The sequence below is a fragment of the Jannaschia formosa genome (assembly GCF_003340555.1).
In the GTDB taxonomy this organism is placed as follows: Bacteria; Pseudomonadota; Alphaproteobacteria; order Rhodobacterales; family Rhodobacteraceae; genus Jannaschia; species Jannaschia formosa.
The window spans coordinates 1-24740 of record NZ_QPLJ01000007.1 but is presented as its reverse complement, the minus strand read 5'-3'; the positions used below and the strand labels follow the sequence as shown (position 1 = coordinate 24740).

At 68.8% G+C, this 24740-nt stretch carries 25 protein-coding genes and 1 tRNA gene; 10 read left to right on the top strand and 16 right to left on the bottom strand.

Annotated features, from left to right (window positions below):
- Positions 1-135: 135 nt before the first annotated feature.
- From DR046_RS09495 to DR046_RS09485, 3 genes are read left to right on the top strand one after another with little or no spacing between them, the layout of a single operon-like run.
- Positions 136-1110, top strand: a complete 975-nt coding sequence (locus tag DR046_RS09495) for an ABC transporter permease (RefSeq protein ID WP_115382146.1) — start codon at positions 136-138, stop codon at positions 1108-1110.
- Entirely contained in the window at positions 1110-2078 is a 969-nt protein-coding gene (locus DR046_RS09490) for an ABC transporter permease (protein WP_115382145.1), read from the top strand. Before DR046_RS09495 ends, DR046_RS09490 begins: the two co-directional genes overlap by 1 nt.
- Complete coding sequence (locus DR046_RS09485) at positions 2075-2392, top strand: hypothetical protein (protein ID WP_115382144.1); 318 nt, start codon at positions 2075-2077, stop codon at positions 2390-2392. Before DR046_RS09490 ends, DR046_RS09485 begins: the two co-directional genes overlap by 4 nt.
- 8 nt (positions 2393-2400) lie before the next feature.
- Here the strand turns inward: DR046_RS09485 and DR046_RS09480 are convergent, their stop codons facing one another.
- Positions 2401-2601 carry a hypothetical protein gene (locus tag DR046_RS09480; RefSeq protein ID WP_115382143.1) on the bottom strand — a complete coding sequence of 67 codons (201 nt, stop codon included), beginning with the start codon at positions 2599-2601 and terminating at the stop codon, positions 2401-2403.
- A 119-nt stretch (positions 2602-2720) separates the two neighbouring features.
- Here DR046_RS09480 and DR046_RS09475 point away from each other — a divergent pair, with 119 nt between their 5' ends.
- On the top strand, positions 2721-3710 hold the full coding sequence (locus DR046_RS09475) for an ABC transporter ATP-binding protein (protein WP_115382142.1): 990 nt from the start codon (positions 2721-2723) through the stop codon (positions 3708-3710).
- The gene (locus tag DR046_RS09470) at positions 3707-4702 is read left to right on the top strand and encodes an ABC transporter ATP-binding protein (RefSeq protein ID WP_115382141.1); all 996 of its coding nucleotides are present in this window, start codon (positions 3707-3709) and stop codon (positions 4700-4702) included. Before DR046_RS09475 ends, DR046_RS09470 begins: the two co-directional genes overlap by 4 nt.
- 61 nt (positions 4703-4763) lie before the next feature.
- Here the strand turns inward: DR046_RS09470 and DR046_RS09465 are convergent, their stop codons facing one another.
- The 8 genes from DR046_RS09465 to DR046_RS09430 all read right to left on the bottom strand — a co-directional run bounded on the left by DR046_RS09465 (position 4764) and on the right by DR046_RS09430 (position 11644).
- On the bottom strand, positions 4764-5126 hold the full coding sequence (locus DR046_RS09465) for a Lin0512 family protein (protein ID WP_115382140.1): 363 nt from the start codon (positions 5124-5126) through the stop codon (positions 4764-4766).
- A complete protein-coding gene (locus DR046_RS09460) occupies positions 5126-5467 on the bottom strand; it encodes a Lin0512 family protein (RefSeq protein WP_115382139.1) in 342 nt (113 codons plus the stop codon). Before DR046_RS09460 ends, DR046_RS09465 begins: the two co-directional genes overlap by 1 nt.
- A gap of 1 nt (position 5468) precedes the next feature.
- Positions 5469-5936, bottom strand: coding sequence for an ureidoglycolate lyase (locus DR046_RS09455; RefSeq protein ID WP_115382138.1), 468 nt, complete (start codon positions 5934-5936; stop codon positions 5469-5471).
- Entirely contained in the window at positions 5930-7363 is a 1434-nt protein-coding gene (gene puuE, locus DR046_RS09450) for an allantoinase PuuE (protein WP_115382137.1), read from the bottom strand. Before puuE ends, DR046_RS09455 begins: the two co-directional genes overlap by 7 nt.
- Before the next feature lie 91 nt (positions 7364-7454).
- Complete coding sequence (locus DR046_RS09445; protein ID WP_115382136.1) at positions 7455-8222, bottom strand: IclR family transcriptional regulator; 768 nt, start codon at positions 8220-8222, stop codon at positions 7455-7457.
- A gap of 13 nt (positions 8223-8235) precedes the next feature.
- The gene (locus tag DR046_RS09440) at positions 8236-9609 is read right to left on the bottom strand and encodes a TRAP transporter large permease (RefSeq protein WP_115382135.1); all 1374 of its coding nucleotides are present in this window, start codon (positions 9607-9609) and stop codon (positions 8236-8238) included.
- On the bottom strand, positions 9606-10280 hold the full coding sequence (locus tag DR046_RS09435) for a TRAP transporter small permease (RefSeq protein ID WP_115382134.1): 675 nt from the start codon (positions 10278-10280) through the stop codon (positions 9606-9608). The genes DR046_RS09440 and DR046_RS09435 overlap by 4 nt, the downstream gene beginning before the upstream one ends.
- 134 nt (positions 10281-10414) lie before the next feature.
- Complete coding sequence (locus DR046_RS09430) at positions 10415-11644, bottom strand: TRAP transporter substrate-binding protein (RefSeq protein WP_115382133.1); 1230 nt, start codon at positions 11642-11644, stop codon at positions 10415-10417.
- Positions 11645-11764: 120 nt separating this feature from the next.
- On the opposite strand from DR046_RS09430, the gene DR046_RS09425 reads away from it, so the two are divergent.
- Together DR046_RS09425 and DR046_RS09420 are read left to right on the top strand one after the other, a co-directional pair.
- A complete protein-coding gene (locus DR046_RS09425; protein ID WP_115382132.1) occupies positions 11765-13381 on the top strand; it encodes a GMC family oxidoreductase in 1617 nt (538 codons plus the stop codon).
- 277 nt (positions 13382-13658) lie between these two features.
- A complete protein-coding gene (locus tag DR046_RS09420; protein ID WP_115382131.1) occupies positions 13659-13997 on the top strand; it encodes a hypothetical protein in 339 nt (112 codons plus the stop codon).
- Between the two features lie 144 nt (positions 13998-14141).
- Here DR046_RS09420 and DR046_RS23625 read toward each other — a convergent pair whose 3' ends face one another.
- The 5 genes from DR046_RS23625 to DR046_RS09400 form a co-directional block, all read right to left on the bottom strand.
- Positions 14142-14303, bottom strand: a complete 162-nt coding sequence (locus DR046_RS23625; RefSeq protein ID WP_167767035.1) for a hypothetical protein — start codon at positions 14301-14303, stop codon at positions 14142-14144.
- A gap of 127 nt (positions 14304-14430) precedes the next feature.
- Entirely contained in the window at positions 14431-15963 is a 1533-nt protein-coding gene (locus DR046_RS09415; protein WP_115382130.1) for a class I SAM-dependent methyltransferase, read from the bottom strand.
- Entirely contained in the window at positions 15963-17099 is a 1137-nt protein-coding gene (locus tag DR046_RS09410; protein ID WP_167767033.1) for a GSCFA domain-containing protein, read from the bottom strand. The genes DR046_RS09415 and DR046_RS09410 overlap by 1 nt, the downstream gene beginning before the upstream one ends.
- Before the next feature lie 98 nt (positions 17100-17197).
- Positions 17198-17980 carry a hypothetical protein gene (locus DR046_RS09405; RefSeq protein ID WP_135227281.1) on the bottom strand — a complete coding sequence of 261 codons (783 nt, stop codon included), beginning with the start codon at positions 17978-17980 and terminating at the stop codon, positions 17198-17200.
- A 7-nt stretch (positions 17981-17987) separates the two neighbouring features.
- A complete protein-coding gene (locus DR046_RS09400; protein ID WP_115382127.1) occupies positions 17988-19022 on the bottom strand; it encodes a LacI family DNA-binding transcriptional regulator in 1035 nt (344 codons plus the stop codon).
- Positions 19023-19197: 175 nt separating this feature from the next.
- Here DR046_RS09400 and DR046_RS09395 point away from each other — a divergent pair, with 175 nt between their 5' ends.
- Positions 19198-21012 (top strand): calcium-binding protein, encoded by a 1815-nt coding sequence (locus DR046_RS09395; RefSeq protein WP_115382126.1) that lies wholly within the window; start codon positions 19198-19200, stop codon positions 21010-21012.
- A gap of 48 nt (positions 21013-21060) precedes the next feature.
- Positions 21061-21137 (top strand) — tRNA-Arg (locus DR046_RS09390).
- Positions 21138-21424: 287 nt separating this feature from the next.
- Here the strand turns inward: DR046_RS09390 and DR046_RS09385 are convergent.
- The gene (locus DR046_RS09385; RefSeq protein ID WP_115382125.1) at positions 21425-23278 is read right to left on the bottom strand and encodes a TniQ family protein; all 1854 of its coding nucleotides are present in this window, start codon (positions 23276-23278) and stop codon (positions 21425-21427) included.
- Positions 23279-23375: 97 nt separating this feature from the next.
- Positions 23376-23615 (bottom strand): hypothetical protein, encoded by a 240-nt coding sequence (locus DR046_RS09380; protein WP_115382124.1) that lies wholly within the window; start codon positions 23613-23615, stop codon positions 23376-23378.
- Positions 23616-23938: 323 nt separating this feature from the next.
- Here DR046_RS09380 and DR046_RS09375 point away from each other — a divergent pair.
- Positions 23939-24740: PDC sensor domain-containing protein (locus DR046_RS09375; protein WP_135227280.1), on the top strand; the 802-nt coding region annotated here is incomplete at its 3' end.

Sequence of the window (24740 nt, the reverse complement as noted above, 5' to 3'; positions counted from 1 at the left end):
GATGCGCGTCCGTATCGTACCGCACCGGCATACCGCAAGCAACGGCGCGTGACGGAGCGGCAGTTGGCCCCGGCGACCGTACCGGGGCGCGTCCTGCGTCTTGACCCGATCCGCCCGGCTCGCGTAACCCGTCATATGCTCGCCTACATCATTCGCCGCGTGATCCAGTCCGTCGTCGTCCTTCTGGTCGTCGGCCTCGTCGCCTTCTCGATGTTCCGCTTCGTCGGCGACCCGATCGAGCAGCTTCTCGGGCAGGAGCGGACGGTCCAGGACGTCGACCGCCTGCGCGAGGCGCTGGGGCTGAACGACCCCTTCATCGTCCAGTATTTCGACTTCCTCCTGCGCGCGGTGCAGGGCGATTTCGGCATTTCCTACCGCCAGTCGCGCCCGGTGGCCGAGATCATCGTCGAACGCGCCCCCGCCACGCTGGAACTGGCGCTGGTCTCGGGGCTTCTGGCGCTGTTCGTGGGCATCGCACTGGGGGTCTTCACCGCGATTCGCCGCGACGGCTGGGCGGCCAACTTCATCATGTCCGCCTCGCTGATCGGGGTCTCGCTGCCGACCTTCCTGATCGGGATTCTGCTGATCTACGTCTTCGGCGTGCAGCTTCGATGGCTGCCGACCTTCGGGCGGGGCGAGGTCGTTGACCTCGGCTGGTGGACCACGGGCTTCCTGACGACCAGCGGGCTGAAGTCGCTGATCCTGCCCGCGATCACGCTGGGCCTGTTCCAGATGACGCTGATCATGCGCCTCGTGCGGTCCGAGATGCTGGAGGTGCTGAGGCAGGACTACATCCGCTTCGCCCGCGCCCGGGGGCTGTCGGCCAAGTCGGTCAACTTCCGCCACGCGCTCAAGAACACGATGGTGCCGGTCATCACCGTGACCGGCCTGCAACTCGGCGCGATCATCGCCTTCGCCATCATCACCGAGACCGTGTTCCAGTGGCCCGGCGTCGGCCTTCTGTTCATCAACGCGGTGCAGTTCGTCGACATCCCGGTGATGGCCGCCTACCTGATGCTTATCTCGGTGATGTTCGTGCTGATCAACCTCGTAGTCGACATCCTCTATGTCTGGGTCGATCCCCGGCTTCGCATCGACGGGAGACACTGATGGCCGATCTCACCGACACCTCCCGCGCCCCGGGCAGCACGCCCGCCCCGCCGCCGTCGCGCTGGAAGGCGGCCTGGGACAGCGACATCGCCTATTCCTTCCGCCGCTCGCCGGTCGCGATGATCGCGGCCTTCGTGACGCTGCTGCTGGTGCTGGCGGCGATCTTCGCGCCGCTGGTGGCGACGACCAACCCGTTCGACCCGTCGAGCCTGAACCTGATGAACGGCTTCTCGCGCCCGGGCGTCCCGAACGAGTTCACGGGGGACAGCTTCTGGCTGGGCACCGACGACCAGGGCCGCGACGTCTATTCGACGATCCTCTACGGGCTTAGGATCTCGCTCTTCGTGGGGTTCATGGCGGTAATGTTCGCCATGGTGCTGGGCGTCACGCTGGGACTGCTGGCCGGCTATGTCGGCGGCTGGACCGAGACGATCATCATGCGCGTGGCCGACGTGCAGCTGACCTTCCCGTCGATCCTGGTCGCGCTGCTGATCTTCGGGGTCGCGCGCGGGATCATCCCGATCGAGTATCGCGACCAGATGGCGATCTGGGTCCTCATCGTCGCCATCGGCCTGTCGGACTGGGTGCAGTTCGCCCGCGTCGTGCGCGGCGCGACCCTGGTCGAGAAGAACAAGGAATACGTGCAGGCCGCCCGCCTGATCGGCCGGAAGCCCGGCGCGATCATGCTGCGCCACATCCTGCCCAACGTGCTGTCGCCGGTGCTGGTCATCGCGACGATCTCTCTGGCGCTCGCCATCATCGCCGAGGCGACGCTGTCCTTCCTCGGCGTCGGCGCACCGCCGACGCAGCCCTCGCTCGGCACGCTGATCCGCATCGGCCAGGACTTCCTGTTCTCGGGCGAGTGGTGGATCCTGTTCTTCCCGGCCTGCACGCTGCTGGCGCTGGCACTCAGCGTGAACCTGCTGGGCGACTGGCTGAGGGACGCGCTGAACCCGAGGCTTCGGTGAGGGCGAGCAAGGACCCGTTCAAGGGCACGCCGCTCTGGCGCCCCTCGGATGCGGAGCGCGTGGCCCTGCGCGGCCACCTGCTGGCCGAGCTGCCGCCGGGCCACGTCCTCTTCACCTATCGCGAGACGCTGGTCGTCGAGGCACGCGACCGCAACGGCGACCGCCTCGCCGTCACCTGCCGGGAGCCCTCGGCGGCGCTGGTCCGCATGAGCTGGACCGGCCGCCTGCCCATGGCCCCCTTCCTGCCCGAGACGGAGGTCTTCGCCTCGCTCGAGGCGCTGATGGAGGCGATCGGGAAGGTCGAGGCCCAATGACCCTCGCGTCAACCCTTGCGCAGGACGGCGATGCGCTCCATCCGGTCCACATGCGGCGCGATGGTGCACCAGCGGTCCCTGGCAGCCTCCTCGACCCAGTGGGCGCTCCGGGCATCGGCGTGGATGACGTAGCGGCCGGGTTCGGAGACGATGCGGTCCGGACCGATCACGGTCAGGAACATCGCGAAGACGGCGGTCGAAAGGCACATGGCGCGAACCTCGTCGAAATGCGCCCCCACGGCCTTGACGCTGCGCCCGCCCCGCGGCCCCGCGATGGCGCCGCAATGACCCCGCCCGGGCCATTTCGCGCCCCGAACCGGAGACAGCCATGACCCGTTCGAGCCCCGTCCTTTCGCTCCGCGGCCTGACGGTCGACATCCCCACCCGCCACGGCACGCTGCGCCCCGTGGACGACGTGTCCTGGGACATCGCCAAGGGCGAGATCCTGGGCGTGGTCGGCGAATCCGGCGCGGGCAAGTCGATGACCGGAAACGCGGTGATCGGCCTTCTGGACCCGCCCGCCCATATCTCGGGCGGCGAGGTGCTGCTGGAAGGCCAGCGCATCGACAACCTGCCGCTGCGCGAGATGCGCCGCATCCGTGGCAAGCGGATCGGGATGGTCTTCCAGGACCCGCTGACCTCGCTCAACCCGCTGCTGACGGTAGGCGACCAATTGGCCGAGACGATCCTGCGCCACCTGCCCGTCAGCGAGTCCGAGGCGCGCGCCCGCGCGGTGCGCGGCCTCGACGAGGTCGGCATCCCGGCGGCCAAGGACCGGATGGGCGCTTATCCGCACGAATTCTCCGGCGGCATGCGCCAGCGCGTCGTCATCGCGCTCGCCCTCTGCGCCGAGCCGACGCTGCTGATCGCCGACGAGCCGACGACGGCGCTGGACGTGTCGGTGCAGGCCCAGATCATCGCGCTGCTCAAGCGCCTCTGCCGGGAGCGGGGGATGGCCGCGATGCTGGTCACACACGACATGGGCGTCATCGCCGAGACTGCCGACCGCGTCGCCGTCATGTATGCCGGGCGTCTGGCCGAGATCGGGCCGGTCGCGCAGATCGTCGGCAGCCCGCGGCATCCCTACACGGACGGGCTGATGGCCTCGACGCCGGCGGCCAGCGCCGGCCAGGCCCGGCTGCGCCAGATCCCCGGCAACATGCCGCGCCTGACCCGCCTGCCCGCCGGCTGCGCCTTCCACCCGCGCTGCCCGCGCGCGCAGGACGTCTGCCGCCACGATCCCGGCCCGAAGGTCGGCGTGGCCGATGCGCGGGCGGCCTGCTTCTTCCCCATCGAATCCGAGGAGGACGCCGCATGAGCGACCGCCCGCTCGTCAGCATCAAGGGCCTCACCCGCGTCTTCGACGTCTCGAAGCCCTGGCTCAACCGCGTGATCGAACGCCTGCCCAAGCGTTTCCTCACCGCCGTCTCGGACGTGAGCTTCGACATCCCCGCCCGCACGACCTATGCCCTCGTCGGCGAGAGCGGGTCTGGCAAGTCGACCATCGGCAAGATGGTCGTCGGGCTGCTGCCGCCCTCGGAGGGGCACGTGACCATCGAGGGCGTCGATCTCGCCACCGAGAAGGACCCGGCGGTCATCGACCGCATTCGCACCGACATCCAGATGATCTTCCAGGACCCGTTCGCCTCGCTCAACCCGCGCTGGAAGGTCCGCGACATCATTACCGAGCCGGTTGGCGCCCGCGGCGGCGATACGAGGGGTCTGGCCGAGCGCCTGCTGGAGCAGGTCGGCCTGTCCGCCGAGGATGCGGGCAAGTATCCGCACCAGTTCTCCGGCGGGCAGCGCCAGCGGCTCTGCGTCGCGCGGGCGCTGGCCTCCGAGCCGAAGCTGATCGTCTGCGACGAGCCGACCTCGGCGCTGGACGTGTCGGTGCAGGCGCAGGTGCTGAACCTGATGACGGACCTGAAGGAGGAGCACGGGCTCACCTATCTCTTCATCAGCCACGACCTGACGGTGGTGCGGCACATGGCCGACCGGATCGGCGTGCTCTACCTCGGCCGCCTGGTCGAGGAGGCGGCACCGGAAGACCTCTTCACCCGGCCCGCCCATCCCTACACGGCGATGCTGATCGACGCGGCGCCCAAGCTCGACGCCTTCGGGCGCGAGGTGATCCCGCCCGAGGGCGAGATCCCGGACCCGATCGACCCGCCCAAGGGCTGCGCCTTCCACCCGCGCTGCCCGCTGGCCATCGACCGCTGCACCGCCGTGCGCCCCAAGCTGGAGCCCTTCGGCGCAGGCCGCGTCGCCTGCCACCGCGCGGGCGAGATCACGCTGGAGAACGCCGCCTGAGGCGGAGGGGATCGCGGGTCGACCCGCGATCCATCGCCGGTCGGCCGGCGATGAGCCCATCTCACCCCGCAGGCCGGAACGGATGGCCGTCGGTATCCAGCATCGCCCGCACGCCGGCGATGACCAGCGTCGTGTCCGCGCTGCCGCCCATTCCCGCGTCGGTCAGGCCGCCATGCTGACAGGTCACCTCGACCGTGCCGTAGGGCAACGCGGCCGCGACCGCTGCCTTGTCCACCGCGTCCGGGTCGGGACAGGCGATGGTGACCTCGATCCGCATCCGGTTCGGCACCTTCCAGGCCGCGAAGACCGAGAGCGAGGAATGGCGGATCCCGTCCGACACCGCGCGCAGCGCCGCCTTGGTCATGTCGCCGCCATGAACGTCGGCGCCCATGCCGATCTCGAGGATCAGTTGCTCCTCGGCCATCACGCCACCTCCACCTCGAAGCTGACCGAGACGATGGCGTTCGCCACGATCACCGTCTTGTCCCGCGACCGCAGGGCCGCGCCGCCCTTCACCGCCTCGACGGTGACGGTGCCATAGGGCGCCTCGGCCGCGACCGCGTCCCGGTCGACCGCCTCCGGGTTAGGCACGCCCACGCGGATGTCGACCAGCATCGCGTCCCGGTCGAAGCCGAAGGCCGGGCCGATGGTCAGCGAGTTGCGGTGCAGCGCATCGAAGACGGCGCGGCGGGCGGCCTTGGTCATGTCCTCGCCGCTCAGGTCGGTGCCCATGCCCATCTCGATGGCGAATTGCGTCTTGGGCATGTCAGGCCTCCACTCTCCAGGGCGTGTCGAAGCGATGCTCCTCCAGGTTGTCCGCCGTCCGCTCCCGGTCGATCACGGCGAAGAGGCCGGGCGCGTGCAGCGGCGTGCAGACCCCGTGCCAGGCGCCGCGCGCGAACTGCACGCCCTGATGCGGTTCGGTCACGAAGGCCAGGGGCGTGGCCCCGGGCCCGTCGGCGACGATGACGAGGAACGGATGCGGGGTCATCGGCAGGAAGGCCTGCGACCCCTTGGGATGCCGCTCGATCAGGTCGAACTCGTAGGGCAGCGCGCGAGGCCGGGCGTCGAAGAGCGAGATCGTCACGTCGCCGTCCACGTCCGGGCGGCAGAGATCGTGCCAGCGCGTGCACATCCCCTCGTTGATGAGGCGCGCCTCGCCCGCCCCCATCGCGATCAGCGTGCCGTAGGGGGCGAACCCCTCCGCCGTGATCGGCCGCGCGCGGATCACCATGGCAGCGCTTCCAGCCGCAGCCGCGCGATCCGCTCGACCTGGGCGCAGGCCTCGTCGAACTCGGCCTCCGCCAAATTGCCGATGCGGCGGTGGAAGGCGTCGAGGATGCCCTCCTTGTCGTGGTCACGCACGGCGATGATGAAGGGGAAGTCATGGCGCGCGACGTAGTCGGCGTTGAGCTTCTGGAAGATCGTCCGCTCCCGGTCGGTGAGCAGGTCCAGCCCGGCGCTCGCCTGCTCGCGCGTGCTGTCGGCGGTCAGGCGTCCGGCGGCGGCCAGCTTCCCCGCGAGGTCGGGATGGGCGCGCAGCACGCCCAGCCGCTCCTCCCGGGTGGCTGACCGGAAGGCGCGGGCCAGGGCGTTCGCGACGCCGGCGGGGTGGTGATGGGCGGGCCCCAGCTCCCGCTCCCAGGCACGGTCTGCGACCCAGGGGGAATGTTCGTAGATGCCGCCGAAGCGGGCGACGAAGCTATCCCGGTCCAGCTCGTGCGCCATGTCGCCTTGCGGGACGGGGACGTCCGAAGCCTCGGGCAGCGCACCCCTGTCGGGATGGACGCGGTTCCAGTGCGCGGCGATCTGGGCGCGGGTGGCGATCCAGACATGGTCGTGGTTACGGACATGGTCGAGGAAGCGCTTCAGCGCCTGCGCGCGGCCTGGCCGCCCGGCGAGGCGGCAATGCAGCCCGAGGCTCATCATCCGCCCTCCCTCGGCATAGAGGCAGTCGAAGCTGTCGCGCAGATACTGCTCCCAGGAGGCGCCGTCGGCATGACCCGCGGGGATCGCGAAGCGCATGTCGTTGGCGTCCAGCGTGTAGGGCAGGATCAGCTGGCGCCGGTCCCCAAGGCGCACGCGGTAGGGCAGGTCGTCGGCATAGCTGTCGGAGATGTAGGCGAGGTCGCCCTCCTCGGCGGCCAGCCGGACCGTGTTCATGGAGCAGCGGCCCGTGTACCAGCCCTTCGGCGGCGCGCCGGTCACCTCCTCGTGGAGCCGCAGGGCCTCGCGAATGGCCGCGCGTTCCTCGTCCTCGGACATGTCCCTGTGCTCGACCCATTTCAGGCCGTGGGACGCGATCTCCCACCCGGCGCCGCGCATCGCCTCGACCTGGAGCGGAGAACGGGCGAGCGCACTCGCGACGCCGTAGACCGTCACCGGCATCTCGTGGAGCATCCGGTGCAGCCGCCAGAATCCCGCCCGGGCGCCGTATTCGTAGATCGATTCCATGTTCCAGTGACGCTTGCCCGGCCAGGGTTGGGCGCCGGTGATCTCGGACAGGAAGGCTTCGGAGGCGGGGTCGCCATGAAGGACGTTGTTCTCGCCGCCCTCCTCGTAGTTGAGCACGATCGACAGGGCGAGCCGGGCGCCGCCCGGCCAGTGCGCGTCGGGCGGAACCGGCCCGTGGCCGAGCATGTCGCGGGGGTAGCGGTTCATTCGAGGGCCTCGTGCGGCGGCAGGTCCGGGCGACAATGGCGCGGGCGCGCGGGCGGGTCCAGAGGGCCGGCGCAGCCCGAAGACGGGCCGCTCAGTCGGAGACGAGCGCCGAGAGATCGGCCGCCGCCGCGGTCAGCTGTGGCAGGCAGGCGCGGGCATCGTCGAGCGTCATCCGCGAGGTCGGCGCATGGACCGACAGCGTCGCCAGAAGCCGGCCCCCCACATCGGAGACGGGGACGGCCACGGCGATCATGTCATCCATGAACTCGCCTCGATCCTCGGAATAGCCGCGCGCCCGGATCGCGTCGAGCGCGGCGCGCAGGCTCTCGGGCGTGGCGTAGGTCTGGGACGTGCGGCGCGCGAGATCCGTCGTCCTGAGATAGGCGTCGAGCGTGCGCGGCGAGAGCGTCGAGAGATACATCTTTCCCGAGGCCGTGCAGTAGAGCGGCACCCGCGTCCCCGGCGGCAGCTGGATGCGAAGCGGCCACTCGGTCTCGACCCGCTCGAGGTAGACCATCGAATCGCCGTCGGGCAGCGCGATGTTGCAGGTCTCGCCCAGATCGGCCGAGAGACGCTTCAGGATGGCCCGGCGCGCCGACCGGATCGGCGACGAGGACAGGATCGCTCCGGACATCCGGCGCAGGCGGGGGCCGGGCATGAACGCCCGGCCCCCGAGGTCCCGCTGGAGGAAGCCCTCCTCCAGCAGGGTGGCGAACAGCCGGTGGATCGTCGGCTTGGGCAGGCCTAGTTCGGCGTTGACCTCGGTCGGCGTGACCGGCGCCCCGGCCCGCGCCACCTGCTCCAGCACCAGGAGCAGGCGCAGGTTCGTCGGGATGGTGTCGGACCGATGACCATCCAAGAGGCCGGTCTCCTTATCTGTTCGGCAACAACGCCGTCGACAGGTCGGGCACCAGGGCGACGATGATCCAGACCGCTATCAGCGCAACGAGATAGGGCACCGTATAGGGAAGCAACCGGAAGTAGGGAACACCCGTCACGCCGGACGCCACGTAGAGGTTCAGCCCGTAGGGCGGGGTGATGAATCCGATCGAGGCGCCGACGAGGAAGATCACCGCGAACTGCACCGGCTCCACGCCCACCTCATGGGCGATGGGCGCCAGGATGGGCGCCAGGATGATCGTCACCGGAAGCGATTCCAGCACCATGCCGCAGACGAAGACGATGGCCATCGCGGTGAAGAGAACGGCGTAGTAGCCGCCCATGCCGGTGACGAAGTCTCCGATGACCTGCTGCGCGCCCAGCACCGACAGGATCTGCTGCATCACCACCGACACCGCGATCAGCGGCGCGAGGATGCCGGTGATCTGCGCCGAGCGCATCGTGATCGAGGGCAGTTCGGTCGGGCCGAAGCCCTGCACGACCAGCATCTCGCCATAGCCGCGGTTTTCGATCGGCTGGTCCTCGGGGGTGCCGACGACCCGGCGGTTCATCATCCGGTAGATCGGCAGGCAGATGAAGCCGACGATCACGCAGAAGCCCACCGTCACCCCCGCCGCCTCGGTCGGCGAGAACTTGCCGGTGTAGATCCCCCAGAGCACGAGGCCGATGGCGAAGAAGCCCAGCCACGCGCCGATGCCGGTCTTGAGCATGCGGCTGAAGCTGAGGCCGATCAGGACGCCCCAGCCGTTCTTCCAAGCCAGCAGGAAGGCGGCGGTCATCATCGCCAGCACCATCAGCGTGCCGGGGATGATGCCTGCCACGAACAGGTCCGAGATCGGCAGGTTCAGAAGGAAGCCGTAGACGATGAAGATGATCGAGGGCGGGATGATGATGCCGACCGTGCCGCCCGCCGCCGCCGTGGCCGCCGAGAAGCGCTCGTCGTAGCCGCCCTTGACCATCTCGGGATGCAGCATCGAGCCGATGGTCGCCGTCGTGGCCGAATTCGAGCCCGAGATCGCGGCGAAGAGGCCGCAGGCCCCCAGAGCCGCCATCGACAGCCCGCCCCGGATCCAGCCGAGGCAGGCATAGGCGAAGTCCGACAGCCGCCGCGCGATGCCCGAGCGGTTGATGAGGTCCCCGGTCAGGATGAAAAGCGGCATGGCGAGCAGCGCGAAGCCGTCGGTGAACACGTCCGACAGCGCCGCGCCGACGTTGAGGAGCGGCAGTTCCAGCACGAAGGACATGCCGACGACCCACCAGCCGATCACCAGGAAGACCGGCACGCCCAGCATGAACAGGATGGTGACGCCGACCGAGATCAGCGTGATGATGGTGCCGTCGGTCATGTGTCCCCCCCGATCACGGCCTGCTCGATCATCGGACCCTCGCTGCGATAGCGCTCGTAATCCTCGATCACGTTCTCGATCACCCGTCCCGACAGCAGCACCCAGGCCAGCGGCACCGAGATCAGGAACCACCACTGCATGATGTCGTCCGTCCCCAGCATGATGCGGAAGTTGGCGGCGGCGGCGACGGTCTCCCGGCCGGCAGTCACGATCACGATCCAGGCGAAGCCCAGCCACAGCACCGCATCCAGCAGCAGGCAGGCGAATTGCCCCCCGCGCGGCATGGCCGTGCGGAATTCGGCGAAGGCCAGGTGGGTGCGCAGCCGGACGTTATAGCTGCACCCGACCCAGGTCATGATGAGGAACAGGAAGGGCGGGATCGTCGTCGACCAGGGCGGCTGGCCGGTCAGCGCGAAGCGTTGGATGACGCCCGCGAAGATGATCGCGCCGATGGTCAGGTAGCTGACGACCATGACCGTCGGTTCGAGATAGCGCTCGACCACGGAGACGTGGCGATAGAGCATCGCCACCAGCCATCCGCCGACCAGCGTCACGACCAGGCCCAGCGCCCAGGCGGCCGGCTCGTTGGACCGCAGCGCGTCCCCCAGCATCCAGGCGTCGCCCGCGAAAAGGGCCGACATGATCGCGCCCATGCCGCCGAGTATTTCCATCGACGGTCCCTCCCTCTGTTACGACGGCGGCCCTCCCGGCCGCCCGGCGAAAGGCGCGCCCGATCCGGTGGGGCCCGCCTTTCGGTCGAGCCGGACGCAGGGCGCGCCCGACCCGGTCTTCGGATCCTAGCGGATCAGGCCTTCCACCAGCGGCGCGGCTCGACGTTCTCGGCCAGGGTGTGCTGGTTCTGGCGCGCCACGTCGTAGATGCGCTGATAGGTGTCGATGCCGCCGGCCCAGGTGTTGAGCCGCTCGCGCCACTGCTCCCAGAGGGCGGGCTGGTACTCGGGCGAGCACATCTGCTCGGCCTTGGCCCGCTCCGCGTCGGACAGGGGCGCGACGCGCACGCCGTTCTCGGCGAAGATCGTGCCCGGCAGCTGCGGGGTCGAGAAGCCGACGGTGTTGACCAGCGCGGCCTCGTTGGCGGCCTGGACATGGACCTGCGCCAGGTAGGCCGATTCCAGGACCGCGTCCTGCAACTCGCCCGACAGCCGGTCGAAGGCGCTGGCGGACATCGCCGTGTGCTCGGTGCCGCAGAAGAAGCGCAGGTCGACCGACTGCGAGACGACGGGCGACATGTTGGCATAGGCCACGGCCGAGGCCCAGGTTTCGGCGCCGTCGATCAGGCCCTGCTTCAGACCGTCCAGCGTCTCTTCCCAGGCGATCGGCACCGGGTTCAGGTTCAGCGCCTGCATGGCGATGCGGCCCAGCTGCGTGCCCGTGACGCGGTTCTTGGTGCCGAACAGCGTCTCGATGTTCTCGATCAGCGGCTTGTCGGCGAAGGAGGCCCCGGTCTGGATGCCGCGCAGCTCGCAATGGGTGAAGAGGAACTTCAGCCCGTGCATCCGCTCATAGGGGTCGCGCAGGATCTCGACCGATTCGGGGCTGTAGAAGAAATGGTACTGATCGGCGCGGGTGCGGAACTGGTAGGCGTAGTCCAGCACGTTCAGGTAGGGCGCGCCCCCGGCGGAGTTCTGGGTCGAGGCCGCGTACATCTCGATGATGCCCGACTGGGTCTTCTCGACGCAGTTCGGCTGGCCGCAGATCTGGTTGTCGCCGATGAACTCGACGCGGATGCGGCCGTCGGTGCGGCTTTCGAGGTCGCGGGCGAATTCCAGCACGCCGGCCCGCTCGATCAGCAGGTTACGCGGGTTGAAACCGGCGGCGCCCAGCTTGAACGTGTGCTCCGGCTCGTTGGCGAAGCGCTTCTCGTAGGACGACTCGGCAGCCTTGGCGACGTCCCCCAACGTCGCCCCGGCGGTGAGCGCGCCCGCGCCGAGAAGAACCGACGACATGCCATACTGCCCCGACAGCTTGAACAGATCGCGGCGGGAAATCGCGCTGAGCGCGTTCGATACTTTCATGATGTCCTCCCTGACATGCAAATTATGAAACTTGCAGTCTCAATATTCAGCATCCTAAGATCGGTCTGACAAGCCTTTCTTTTGTGCAAAGCGCTTGAAACGGCCGAGGAGGACGGTGGAATGACGGAAATGACGGCGGATTACGTGGTCGTGGGGGCGGGATCGGCGGGCTGCGTGCTGGCCAACAGGCTGTCCGCCGACCCCCGGAACAGGGTCGTCCTGCTCGAGGCGGGGCCGCGCGACTGGAACCCCTGGATCCACGTGCCGGTCGGATATTTCAAGACGATGCACAATCCGTCCGTCGACTGGTGCTACCGGACCGAGCCCGATCCGGGCCTCAACGGCCGCCAGATCGACTGGCCGCGCGGCAAGGTTCTGGGCGGGTCGTCCTCGCTCAACGGGCTGCTCTACGTCCGCGGCCAGGCCGAGGATTACGACCGCTGGCGCCAGATGGGAAATCCCGGCTGGGGCTGGGACGACGTGCTGCCGCTGTTCAAGCGCTCCCAGCACCAGGAGCGGGGGGCGGACGACTATCACGGCACCGAGGGGCCGCTCTGGGTGTCGAACATGCGGCTGCAGCGGCCGATCTGCGACGCCTGGGTCGCCGCCGCGCAGGCAGCGGGCTACCCGTTCAACCCCGATTACAACGGCGCGAATCAGGAAGGCGTGGGCTATTTCCAGCTGACGACCCGGAAGGGCCGGCGCTGCTCCTCGGCCGTGGCCTTCCTGAACCCCGCGCGCGGGCGCGAGAACCTGCGGATCGTCACCAACGCCCCCGCCACCCGCCTGCTCTTCGAAGGCACCCGCTGCACCGGCGTCGCCTGGCGCGACAAGTCGGGAACCGAAAAGCGGGTACGCACGGGGCGCGAGGTGATCGTGTCCGGCGGGGCGATCAACTCGCCACAACTCCTGATGCTGTCGGGGATCGGCGAGGCCGCGCAGCTGCGCGAGCAGGGGATCGAGGTGCTCCACGACCTGCCGGGCGTGGGCAAGAACCTGCAGGACCACCTGCAGGCAAGGCTGGTCTACAAGTGCAACGAGCCGACGCTGAACGACGAGGTCCGCAGCCTGATGAACCAGGCGCGGATCGCGCTGAAATACGCGATGTTCCGATCCGGACCGATGACCATGGCGGCCTCGCTCGCCACCGGCTTCCTGAAGACCGGCGACCATGTCGCCACGCCCGACATCCAGTTCCACGTCCAGCCCTGGTCCGCCGACAGCCCCGGCGCGGGGGTGCACCCGTTCTCGGCCTTCACCATGTCGGTCTGCCAGCTGCGCCCCGAAAGCCGGGGCGAGATCCGCCTCGCAAGCTCCGATGCCGGCGTCTATCCCAAGATCATCCCGCGCTATCTGAGCACCCAGACGGATTGCCGGACCATCGTCGACGGCATCCGGATCGCGCGCCGCATCGCGCGCCATGCGCCCCTGACCGACAAGATCGCCGAGGAGTTCCGGCCCGATCCCTCGCTCGCAATGGACGATTACGAGGGGACGCTCGACTGGGCGCGGAACAACTCGGTGTCGATCTACCACCCGACCGGGACCTGCAAGATGGGTCGGGGACCGGGCGCTGTGGTGGACGCGCGGCTGCGCGTCCACGGGATCGCGGGGCTCCGGGTCGCGGATTGCTCGATCATGCCGGAGATCGTGTCGGGCAACACCAACGCGCCTGCCATCATGATCGGAGAGAAGGCGTCGGACCTCGTCCTCGAGGACGCGCGCGCCGCCGTCTGAACGCGGGCGCGTGTCTGGCGGTTGGTGGCCCGAATGCTTCGGAAACGGGGGGTTCGGTACCGCTTGCGTGAGGGTCCGTCCCGCGGGCGTGAGGGCGGTGCAGGATGGAAGGGACTGTGTGCATCTGCGCGCGGTAATTCGCCAGATATCACGCTTTCGTTCGTTGAGCGTGAAGGCGGAGGGGCGCATATCCCTCCCATCGGCACCGGGCAGCAGCCCGATGCCACCTCAGCCGGACCGCAACACCGGCCCAACGCACAGACGAAGGAATACCGCCATGAAAACCGTCATCGCTTCCGCCCTCATCGCCCTCGCCGCCGCCGCTCCCGTCGCCGCGCAGCAAGTCGCGCCCGGCGCCGCCGCCGCCATCGCGCATTTCAACCAGTCGGCCGACGCCCAGGGTGACCGCATCACGCAGGTCTCGGGCGAGGCCTCCGGCGCCACCGTCTCGACCCGCTCGGGCGCGCTGGGTGGCGCGTTCGACCGCTTCAACGCCGATGCCGACAGCCAGGACGGCATCCGCGGCCTACAGGGTGCGACGGTGGTCTCCGGCACGCCGGCCACCGCCGCCGACATCCACGCCCGCATCGCCGCCGAGAGCCGCGAAACCGAGTGATCGCCTGAGATCCTCCAGGGCCGGGTTTCCCTCGGCTCCGGAGGCGCGGCGCGCCACCGTCTTCCCCCCTTGTCCCCAGGTGCGCCGCGCGCACGCGACCCTCGTCAGGCCACCGGCCCGGCGGGGGTCGTTTCGCGCCGGGGATCAGGCCGGGTTACGGAGGATGAAGACGCCGATCGCCACGGCGATCACTGCCAGTATGCCGAGCCCCAGATGACCTGCGGTCAGCCCTCCCCCGTGAAGGCCGCCCAGTGCGTCGCCCAGGCAGAAGGTTCCGGTCTTCGCGCTTTCAAAACAAACATTCATCACATCACCTCAAACGGCTTTACGACGTCTTTTTAGCGAATTTTAGGGGCTGAATTGTGGCGGAATTGCCGCGGTTCAGGCAACGGTCCCGTGCTTCGATTGCGATTGCAGCGTGTGCAAGGACCGCTCAGCCCTCGCCCTCCGCCTCCTCCGAAAGCGCGGTCCAGAGCGCGCGGTAGCGCGAATCGGTCAGCAGCGTCTCGAACTGCGCGCGGTGCCAGGCCACCCCCTCCCGGTGGAGCCGCCGGGTCTCCGCGTCGGCCTTCAGCGCGGCCAGCTCCTCGGCGAAGCCCGGGACGCCCTCGACCAGCGAGCGGTCGCGCCCGCCCGACAGGTTCCACTTTCGCCAGTAGTCCAGCCCCAGATCCTCGCCGGCATGGTTCGCCCGGCCACGGTTCTTCTTCAGCACATAGGCCTCACGTGACCGGAGCGGGTAATGGTGCATGTAGGCCGCGCGGCCGTTGCCGTCCCAGCGCATGACCCAGCGGGTCGAGGGGTTCATCCGGTCCGAGATGTCCTCGCCCGCAGGGCTGCGCCAGGTGATCCGGTCCTGCCAGTCCTTCCGCACGCGCGGACGGTGCAGGCCCAGGTGCCACATGGCCTCGGGCTTGCGGAACAGCGTCTTTACGTCCCGCATGACCCGCCCGCCGCGGCGCGGCGCCTGCTCGCAGGAGGTGAACTGCCGCGTGACCGGCACGTCCTCGAAGGCACCGACGCCGCCATTGCCGAAGACCTTCCACGGGAAGCTGACGACGTCGGTATCGGGGCCGAGCGCGCGCAGCAGGCCCTGAACCGTTCCGTCGGCGGACCTGATGTTGAGGAACTCGTCCACGTCCGAGATCAGGATCCAGTCAGCTTTGTGGAACAGCCAGTGTTCCCGCGCCCAGCGGATCGCCGACTTGTGCGGCCCGCGGCGGAGCACAGTGTTGACCTGGTGGGTGAGGATGCCCCGCTCCTCCAGCCGGTAGAGCAGCGGGTCGGTCGTGTCCTCGCAATCGTTGGTGAAGACGAGGAAGTCGGTGAAGCCGATGGCGCGGTGATGGGCGAGCCATTCGAGGATGTAGGGCGCTTCGTTCTTCATCGTCGTGACGATCAGGAAGCGCGGCGCGTCCGGCTTCGGCGCCAGCGTGACCGTCCCGGGCAGGCGCAGCGCCCAGAACTGCCCCCCCTGGTCCAGCGCGGCACCGGGTAGCCGGTCGGCCAGCGCGGTGACGTGGTGGCGGACGGGGCGGCCCAGTTCCTTCCCCCAATGCCAGCCGCCGCCCGCGATGGTGCCGCCGGGGCGGACGACGCGCACCGCCTGCGCCAGGTCGTCACGGATCGTGTCGGCATGCTTGCCGCCATCGAGCCAGATCCAGTCGAGCGACGCGTCCGGCAGCCGCGGCAGCACCGCCTCCGAGGGTGCGCGCAGGATGCGTGCCTCGGGATGGGCGGCGCGCACCTGCGCCAGCGCGGCGTCGCGCGCCTCCTGCGGGGCGGTGAAGGCATGGGGGCGGGCGTCGCGCGCGGTGTCCTCGGCCCAGGGATCAATCAGGACCAGCGTCCGGGGCGCGGCGATCTCGACCAGCCCGGCGGTCCAGTTGCCCGCATTGGTGCCGATCTCGGCCCCGCGCCCGCCCTTCGGGAGCTGCTCCATCGCGCGGCGGGCATTGTCGCGCATCACCCGCCCCTCATCGCCGCCTGAAGGGTGGCGAGATGGGCGCGGATCGCGGCCTCCGCCTCGGGGTGGCGGGCGACCTTGCGCTTGGCGATGACCCGGCGCAGCGCGCGCAGGTCGTCGTCCCGGATCGCCTTCTGCAGCCGGTCCGACACCATCCCCGCCGCCGACAGCGCAGCCAGCCAGTGGCGCAACATCTCCTCCTCCGAGGGCTGGCGGTCGCACCAGACCTGCTCGAACAGCATCATGATATAGTCGAGCACCGCGCGCGGCAGGTGGCGGCGGTCCTGCTTGAAGGGCGAATGGAAGACGTCCTGAACGATCTCGTAGCTGGGCCAGTAATGCAGCACGCCGTCCGGCCCCTGCTCCCGGATGGCCTCGTCCAGCGCCACGCGCAGCACCGCCTTCGACACCGAATTGGCCGAGATGCAGGAGACGGGGCGGAAGGTCGCGATCAGCGGCACGGGCGAGAGGGTGCAGATCACCTGCGCGCCGGGCCGGTGTCGGCGGATCAGGTCGTGGATCGCCTCGATGTTCTCGCGGTTCTCGGCGACGCTCGAGACGCGGAACTTGTGGCGCGACGGGTCGTAGACCTCCTGCGGGATGGAGCGCCAGAAGACCCCGCCCGTCACCTCGTCGTACCAGACCTCCGACAGGCCGAAGGTCAGGATGAACAGGTCGGTCTTCGCGAAGATGTCGTGGGTCTGGCGGCGGATCTCCTCGTCGTAGCCGTAGCTCTCGGCGTCGTAGCCGTGCCAGAGCGGCTGCTCGAAGCGCCTGCCCTCGAAGGCCCATTCGAACTGCTGCCGGATCACGAAGGAGTTCACCATCCCCTCGCCGCATTTCACGACATAGGCGTTGGACCCCTCGTCCCGGGTCAGCACGTCGTAGTTCCGCGCCGCCAGCCAGTTGGAGATGTTGTCGGCGAAGCAGGAGCCGAAGGCGGTGATGCGGGTGGCGGGCGTAACGGGACGCGTCGCCGGCTCCCATCCCTGGACGACGAAGCGGCGGGCGGCGTCGGCGGCGGCCATCTTCTCGAAGTCGGGGTTGAAGTTGGTGTGCTCGCCCCGGAACCAGGTGCGGAGAACGCCCTCCTTCCTGGTGTGCTGGAATTCGAATATGGTGGCCTGTTTCGTCATCTGACCCGCTCCGCGCGCAAGACCGGTTTGACCGGGCATTCTCAGGGAATTGGGGCAGAACTACGCGCTTGTGAGGGAAATCGGAACGGCGCGCTTCGTCACTCCGCCGCAGGCGCCGCCTCGAGCGCCGAAAGCAGGTGCGGCGCGGCCCGGCGGATGCGGGCGCGCACCTCCGCCTCCTGCGCGGCGGCGTCGGGGGGCCGCTCGACATAGGCCCTGTTGCGGTTGTGCTTCTTGCCGGCGATGGCGGCGAAGGCGGCCTCGAAGGCCGCCCCCTCGGGAACGCTCAGCCCGAACGCGGCGCAGAGCGCGCGGAACCGGTCCGGCACGCAAAGCTCCTCTGTCGAGATCGAGAACAAGCTCTGCCCGGTCCGGTCGCAGACGGCGCGGTAGTGAAGCTGCCGCCGCTCGATCTCCAGCGCGTACCAGAAGCAGAGCTGGTAGTCGGTCAGGTCCTGCCAGCCGTCGATCGGCAGGACGCCCGGATCATCGGGCTGCAGCAGGAACTTGATGCCCAGCCGGTTGCGCCCCGGAACCGTGTCCCGCGACAGGTAGCTATGGGCGATCTCGCCGGGGTCGCGGCGCAGGAAGATCACGCCGAAGCCGGGGCGCAGCTCGGCCATGGGCTCGAAGAAGCCCTTGCAGAACAGGTTCGCCGTCTCGACGTAGACCGGCTCCGCGACGGCCTCGATGACGGGCAGCTTCTCGTGGATCAGGAACTGCCGCGCCGCGTCCCGGTCGATCAGGGCGCTGCGCATGTGCGGGGCGAACTTCGGCTCCGGCTCGTGGGTCGCACGGACCTTCGGCAAAAGGTCCAGCAGGCGGGCGAGGAGGGTCGTCCCGGTCCGGCCCGCGGTGACGGTGAAGATCATCCTCGGCATCGGCGCCCTACCCGGTCTCGGCGCCGGGCAGCGGGCGCATCGTGTCGCCGGGCAGGAAGGTGGGGACCAGCTCGACCCGGCGGTCCTCGGTCTCGAAGACATGGGTGCCGCTGATGATGCGGGCGGCGACCTGCCCCGCCTCGCGCCGGCGGCTGTCGACGGTGGCCAGCCGGCGCGGCAGCCCGTCGAGCAGCGAGAAGGCGTTGAACCCCGCAAGCCCCAGCGCCCCGCCGACGTCGAGCCCCTTCTCGAGACAGTAGAGAAGCCCGCCCGCCCCTGTCAGGTCGTTGGTGTAGAACAGGAAGTCCACGTCCGGCGCGCGGGCCAGAAGCTCGGTCGTCATCTCCCGCCCCTTGGCGAAGCCGGACCAGCCGGAATAGGCCATCTGGTCGACGACGGCGATGCCCGCCTCGCTCAGCGCGCGCTCCAGCCCCTCGATGCGCTTGCGGGCGCGGTGGTCGCCGTCCATCTTGGTGCCGAGCACGGCCACCCGCTCGTATCGGCGGGCCGCAATCTCGGTGCCGACCTGATAGCCCGCGCGCCAGTGGCTGATGCCGACGGCCGCGTCGACCGGGTCGCCGTCGACATCCATCACCTCGACCACCGGCACGCCGCAATTGGCCAGCATGGCACGGCTCGCGTCGCTATGCTCCAGCCCCGCGACGATCACGCCCGAGGGCCGCCAGGACAGCATCTCGAACAGCGTCCGCTCTTCCTTGGCGGGATCGTAGTTGGTGGCGCCGATGACCGGTTGCAGCTCGGTCCCGTCCAGCACCTCCTGCACGCCGGCCAGCATCTCGGGGAAGACGAGGTTCGACAGCGACGGCACCACCACGGCCACCAGGTTCACCCTGTTGGAGGCCAGGGCGCCCGCGATCTTGTTGGGGACGTAGCCCAGCATCCGCGCCGCCTCGAGCACCTTCTCGCGGGTCTTGGCAGCGACGTCGCCGCGATTGCGCAACACCCGGCTCACGGTCATCTCGCTGACCCCGGACGCCTCCGAGACGTCGCGCAGGGTCAGGTGCTGGTTGCGTCGCGTCACGCAGGCGGCCTCCGGGGGTGCAGGGTGGCTCGTGATAACGCAGTCGGGCCCGCCGGCACAATGCACTCGCGCGCGGGACGAGGGTCGGCGCCGACCGGAGCCGAGAAAAGGTTGACGCAGGGGAAGCCATGCGGATCAACTGCATCCCGTGGATTTTGCTGCGGGAGCATTTGGCATGGCTGACGATTTCACCCCGGTCGGAGAGGTCTTCGGACCGGTCCCCGGCGACACGTTCTCTTCCCGCGCGCCGACGGCGGGTCTGGCGGGGGGCGGCTTCGCCGCCGCCAGCATCGTGGTCGGGGGCATCGATATCGCCGTCTACGACGACGGCGCCGCCGAGACGGCGGCGGCCGAGCTGCGCGCCCCGAACGTGCAGTTCAGCGTGATCCGGATGGCCGGCCTCCCCGACGGGGGGTTCGTGCTCCTGACCGAAGAGGCGGTGCTGACCCAGCCCTACCCGACGACCGTTCAGGCCTACCGCTTCGATGCGGACGGCACCCGGCTGGGCGGGCCGATCCGGGTCTTCGACGATGTCGCGCCGTCCAACCCCCTCGACCCGGCCGAGAGCCGGCCCGCCGTTGCCCAGACCGCATCCGGCTTCGTCGTCGCGGCCGGGATCGACGGCATCCTCCACACCCGGGCCTTCGACGGCGCGGCGCGACCGGTCGGGCCGAGCGTGGAATATCAGACCGCGCGGGAGATCCGCCTCGCCGAGGTGGAAGGCGGCGGCGCATGGCTGAGCTATGCCGGCCCGTCCGGACTCATCCTGCAGGAACTGAGCGCGAGCGGGGCGCGGACCGGCGATCCGATCCGCCTGCCCACCGCGAGCGGCAGCTCGGCCGTCCTCGACCAGCCTGGGGACGGACTGACCGTCGTCTACGACGGCAGCGCCTTCGGAGGCTCCAGCTTCGACGTCTTCGGCCAGCGCGTCCTGGAGGACGGCACCCTCGACGGGGCGCCCTACCTGATCAACGAGTACCTCCCGGGGCCGCAGGTGCGGCCCGTCGCAGGGGTCCTGCCGGACGGCCGCTCGGTCGTGGCCTGGATCGACCGCGGCGACCGCGACGGGGAAGGGGGCGAGATCTACGGCCGCCTGCTCGGCGCCGACGGACGGCCGGAGGGCCCCGAGTTCCGTGCCAATTCCGAGGCGGAACGCGGCCAGGACGCAGTCAGCCTCTCGGTGCTGGACAATGGCGACGTGCTCGTCTCCTGGACCGAAAGCTTCACACCCCCGGGCAGCGCGACCCAGGCCCGCGCCGAAATCCAGCGCTTCTCGACCACTCCGACCGGTCCGACGGAGGGCGACGACGAGCTGGTCGGCACCCCCGGCCCCGACCTGATCGAGGGGCTCGGCGGCAACGACACGCTCCGGGGTCTCGGCGGCGACGACACGCTCGACGGCGGCACCGGCAACGACCGGATGGAGGGGGGTGCCGGCGATGACACCTTCCTCTGGGCCGATCGCGGCGACCGCGTGATCGAGGCCGCCGGCGGCGGCAGCGACACGATCCGCGCCACCGCGGACGTCACCCTGCGCGGCGCCGAGATCGAGGCGGTGGTGCTGGAGGGGACCGGCAACCACCAGGTGATCGGCAACGGCCTCGCGCAGGAGATCACGGGCAATGCGGGCCGCAACATCCTGGCCGGCGGCGGCGGCGGCGACCTGCTGACCGGCGGGGCGGGCCGGGACTTCTTCGCCTTCCAGGTCAGCGATGCGCCGGGCGGCGCGACCATCCTCGATTTCGAGGCGGGGGACCGGCTGGCGCTCGACGACCGCTTCTTCGGGCTGGGCGACGGCTCCATCGACGTCCGCGAGGTGACGGAGACGCAGTTCCGCGCGGCCATCCGCTTCGGCCTCGCCGACTACGACGCGCGGACCGGCGAACTCAGGATCGACGAGGACGGGCGGCGCGGCCCCGGCGAGCCCGTCCTAATCGCCACCATCGACGGCGGCGGGCGGCTGGAGATCGACGACGTGCTGCTGTTCTGATCCACGCGCGGTGGACAGGACCCGCCGCGCAGATTAGTCAGGCGACGGGGTCCCGTGGCTCAACTGGATAGAGCAATCCCCTCCTAAGGGATAGGTTGCAGGTTCGAGTCCTGCCGGGATCACCAGTCGGCGCTCTAGTGCTGCTGCCAGACTCACGGGAAGCTTGCGCAAAACGCACCATAAGTCTGCGCAAGAATGTGCGGCGGCGAGCTCAAGCCGAGGTGCGAAGGTAGAATCTCTGTTTCTTCACAATGCGTTGTGGCGAAGTTCTGGCATATCAGGCGTGCAGCACGAAGCGGACATCAAGATCACCTGCACCCGTGTCGGCTACCCGTGGCAGCGGTCGTGGGGCCGAGAGGCGATACGATCCTTCATCCTGGGCTCTCCACCGTGACAGCGCAGGACGGAGCGCCTACGCGAACACCGCTTCGGTCTCAGCAACGAGGTAGACCGGACCGTAGGTCTCCGCCGTCGAACCTGAGCCTGGCTGGAAGCGCTGCACGCCCTTCGCCCGGAGGCGGCGCGAGACCTGCTGCGCCGGAAGGTCATGGTCCCGCGACAGGATCGTGACGGTCGTGAACCGAGCCCGGAACGCGGCGATGTCGGCCTGGGTCATGTACCGTCCCTCTCGCCGGGTGCGCGGGTTGAAGATCATGGTCGCCGAGACATGCCCATCCGCGATCAGCGCGTTGAGGCCGCCCTCGCGGCGCAGACCGACGGTCGCTGCATACTCGGAGACCGTCGGGCCATCCGGCGCCGCCGGGCGCAGGATATCGAGCTCGACCTCTCTCACCCGCAGGGCCGAGTAGGCGCGCTCTCCCCGGAGGACGCCGACACGAAGCGTACCGGCCGTCATGGCACGGATCACGACCTCGATGCCCACGCGCAGGCGTTTGGCGGCCGCGTTCGGATGGATCCACCCGGAGTCGGACCCGTCGACCTCCCGACCATCACGGAGAAGCGCGTCCATCATCCGGTCCGCGCCTTGCGGATCCCAGCAGTGCTTCGAGACCTCTAGCGGCAACACGGGGGCGAGCAGCCCGGCGCGGACGAGGCTCTCGAAGCGCTCCTTCGACGGGACACCCATCCGCACTCGCAGTTGCCGCTCCCCGATCATGCGGGATGCCTGCGCGACGATCGGGATCGCCTTGTCGGCATCCACGGTCAGCCTCGCGTCCGGGCGTGGATCGTCCGCTTCGGCAAGCCCATGACGCACGAGCAACGCCCGCATCACAGCCTCTGAGACCCCACCTGCCTTCGCAGCACTCGCAACCGAGTGTAGCCGCCGGCGAGGCGTGGCTACTCCGAGGATCGTCTCGCCCTCCGCCACGGGCCACGCGTCGAGGATGACCTCGCGCATCAGGTCGCGCAGCACGTCACACCGCGGGTCGTCCTGTCCGCCGTAGGCCAGCCAGTCGTAGAGGCCTCCGAATGCCTTGCGCCATGCGTCGTGGGGCCCGGAGGCGGCGGATGCGAGGTCGTGCAGGGCATCCTGGAAGTCGGATGGGCCTCTCCTCAGAACCGAGTAGCCCAGGGCGCGCGGGGGTGTCGCCTGACTGTCGGAGCCTGCCACGCCCCAGGTGGCAAGCGCCTCTCCCAGCCGCTGGCAGGCTTTTGCCGCGACGTCGATCGGCAAGGACCCGAGCCAGCTCTCGTCCCGGCCCGCCCCCAAGCGTTCATCAAGCCAGGTGTCGTACTCGGTCACCTGCTCCAGGGGAAAGTCCAGGCGGCCCGCGCGCAGGTCCGCCACGGTCTCGCCGAGCCGGGCCGCGTAGTCGAACCGCTCCGACCTCCTACTCCGGGTCCAGAGCGCGACGAGCGGTTGGCCATGGCGGACGCAGAGATGAACGTCCCGCAACTGCCAATCGCCGCGCATCGCCATGGCATCAGCGGCGTGGCTGATGGCCTGCTCCATGTCCTCGGAGAGACAGCGGGGACACCCCCGTACCGTCGGGTTCGTGACCGAACGGGAGACGACCTCCTCCCCTCGAAAACGCATTCTCACGCCCTCGGCCGGGACAGGCGTCCAGGACAGAAGTTCCGACCATCGGGCATGCTCCAACCCCATGAGGTCGCGAACTTGCGCTACGGCTTCCTCGGCATGGTCGAGAAATGCCTTCTGACCAATGCCCAGCTCCGCCGTCATCTCCCAGACCGTCAGACCTCGGAGGGCCGCCGTCCGGGACAGTAGCGACGGCATTGTCTCCCGAGGGGCGGGGCGGATGGCGGCGGCCGAGCCCGGTGGAGCGTCAGAAGAGTGGGTCATCTTGGTCGTGACATGCGCTTCAAATTTGCTTTCGCTTCACCCCAACTCGACGTGTCCTTGGGTCACAATCGGGAGTGTCACGCTCCCATACAAGCTCTCAGAGGGTCAGGAACGAGGCTATGGCCCCGTCCCAAATCGTGTTGCTGTTCAGCCAGCATTGTCCTCTCTCCAGCCTCCACTGCTTGACCCCGTCCAATGGCTGCGTGTCCCCGTGAGCCTTCAGATGCACCTCAAGCAGCTCGGAGTGAGCGAGAACGGCCCAGAGCCGCCATTGCTCCGCCGACCCGATGCTGCGCCGCAGCTTCACCAGACCGGCCGTTCGTTCGTCGGGCAGCATTTTCCCGATGCTTGGGATGCCGGTAAGCGGCGTAGCATTCGGACCCGGCACGGCTGGACGACACTCTTCTTCACAGGGTCGCCGTTTCGGCTGACACCATGGTTTCTACGGTCGCGCGCAGGGATGTGATGAGCTTCCTCTCAGACCCTGTTCATGCCGGCGACTGTGCCGTATGGTGGCCAAGCAGGAGTGCGCACAGATGGGCCTGATGTTAAGTGGCATGTCTCCGGTGTCTCTCAGTCAATCCACTTGCAGCGATGATTATCCCGGCCGACGCGGTGCAAAGAGCGTCTTCGTTCGGGCCTCGACTGAGGACCGATTAGATGACGGATTTTGAGGCGTCTCCTTCGTCCCAACGCTGGCGCGCTTGGCTGCCAAACTCGTCGCGGCGCCCGATACTCGAAGCGGCGATCGTTGTGTGCTTCGTGGTCGTCGCGTCTGCGCTCGTTCTGGCGCAATCCTTTCGATATGCTCTGAACGACGCGCGCACCACGGCCGGCAATCTGACAACGCTGCTCACAGAACACACGCGGCTCGCGCTGCGCGGGACGGATGCGGCGCTCTTGTCGATGGTGACCATGCTGGAACGCACGGGGCCACCGGAGGGCGACCGCGAATTCGCCTCCTATCTGATCCGACTTAGCGAGCAACTTGATTTCGTGCGCAGCCTCTACGTTGTCGGACCAGATGGCTATGCGACCCATACGTCCCAACCCGACGCGCCGCGCGTGTCGCTGGCCGACCGGCGATACTTTCAGATCCTTCGTGACGACCCGACAATAGGCCTGTTCGTGGGACGTCCCGTCCAGTCGAGGACAACTGGGAACTGGTTCGTGCCGGTCGCCCGACGGATCGAATATGTAGATGGCAGCTTTGCCGGCATTGCCGTAGCGGGGGTCGAGCCAGGCTTCGTAGAGCAGACATTCCAACTTCTGCAACTGCGGGAATTCGACACCATAGCCCTGCTGCACGAAGACAGCACCCTGATCGCCAGCGTGCCGGCGCTCCCCGACTTTTACGGCATGCAGCTTACCGATCATGAACTCTTCCGAGATAGGCTGCCGCAAGCCACGAGCGGCGTCTACACCAGCATCAGTGGCCTTCATATGCGCCCCGTGATCATTG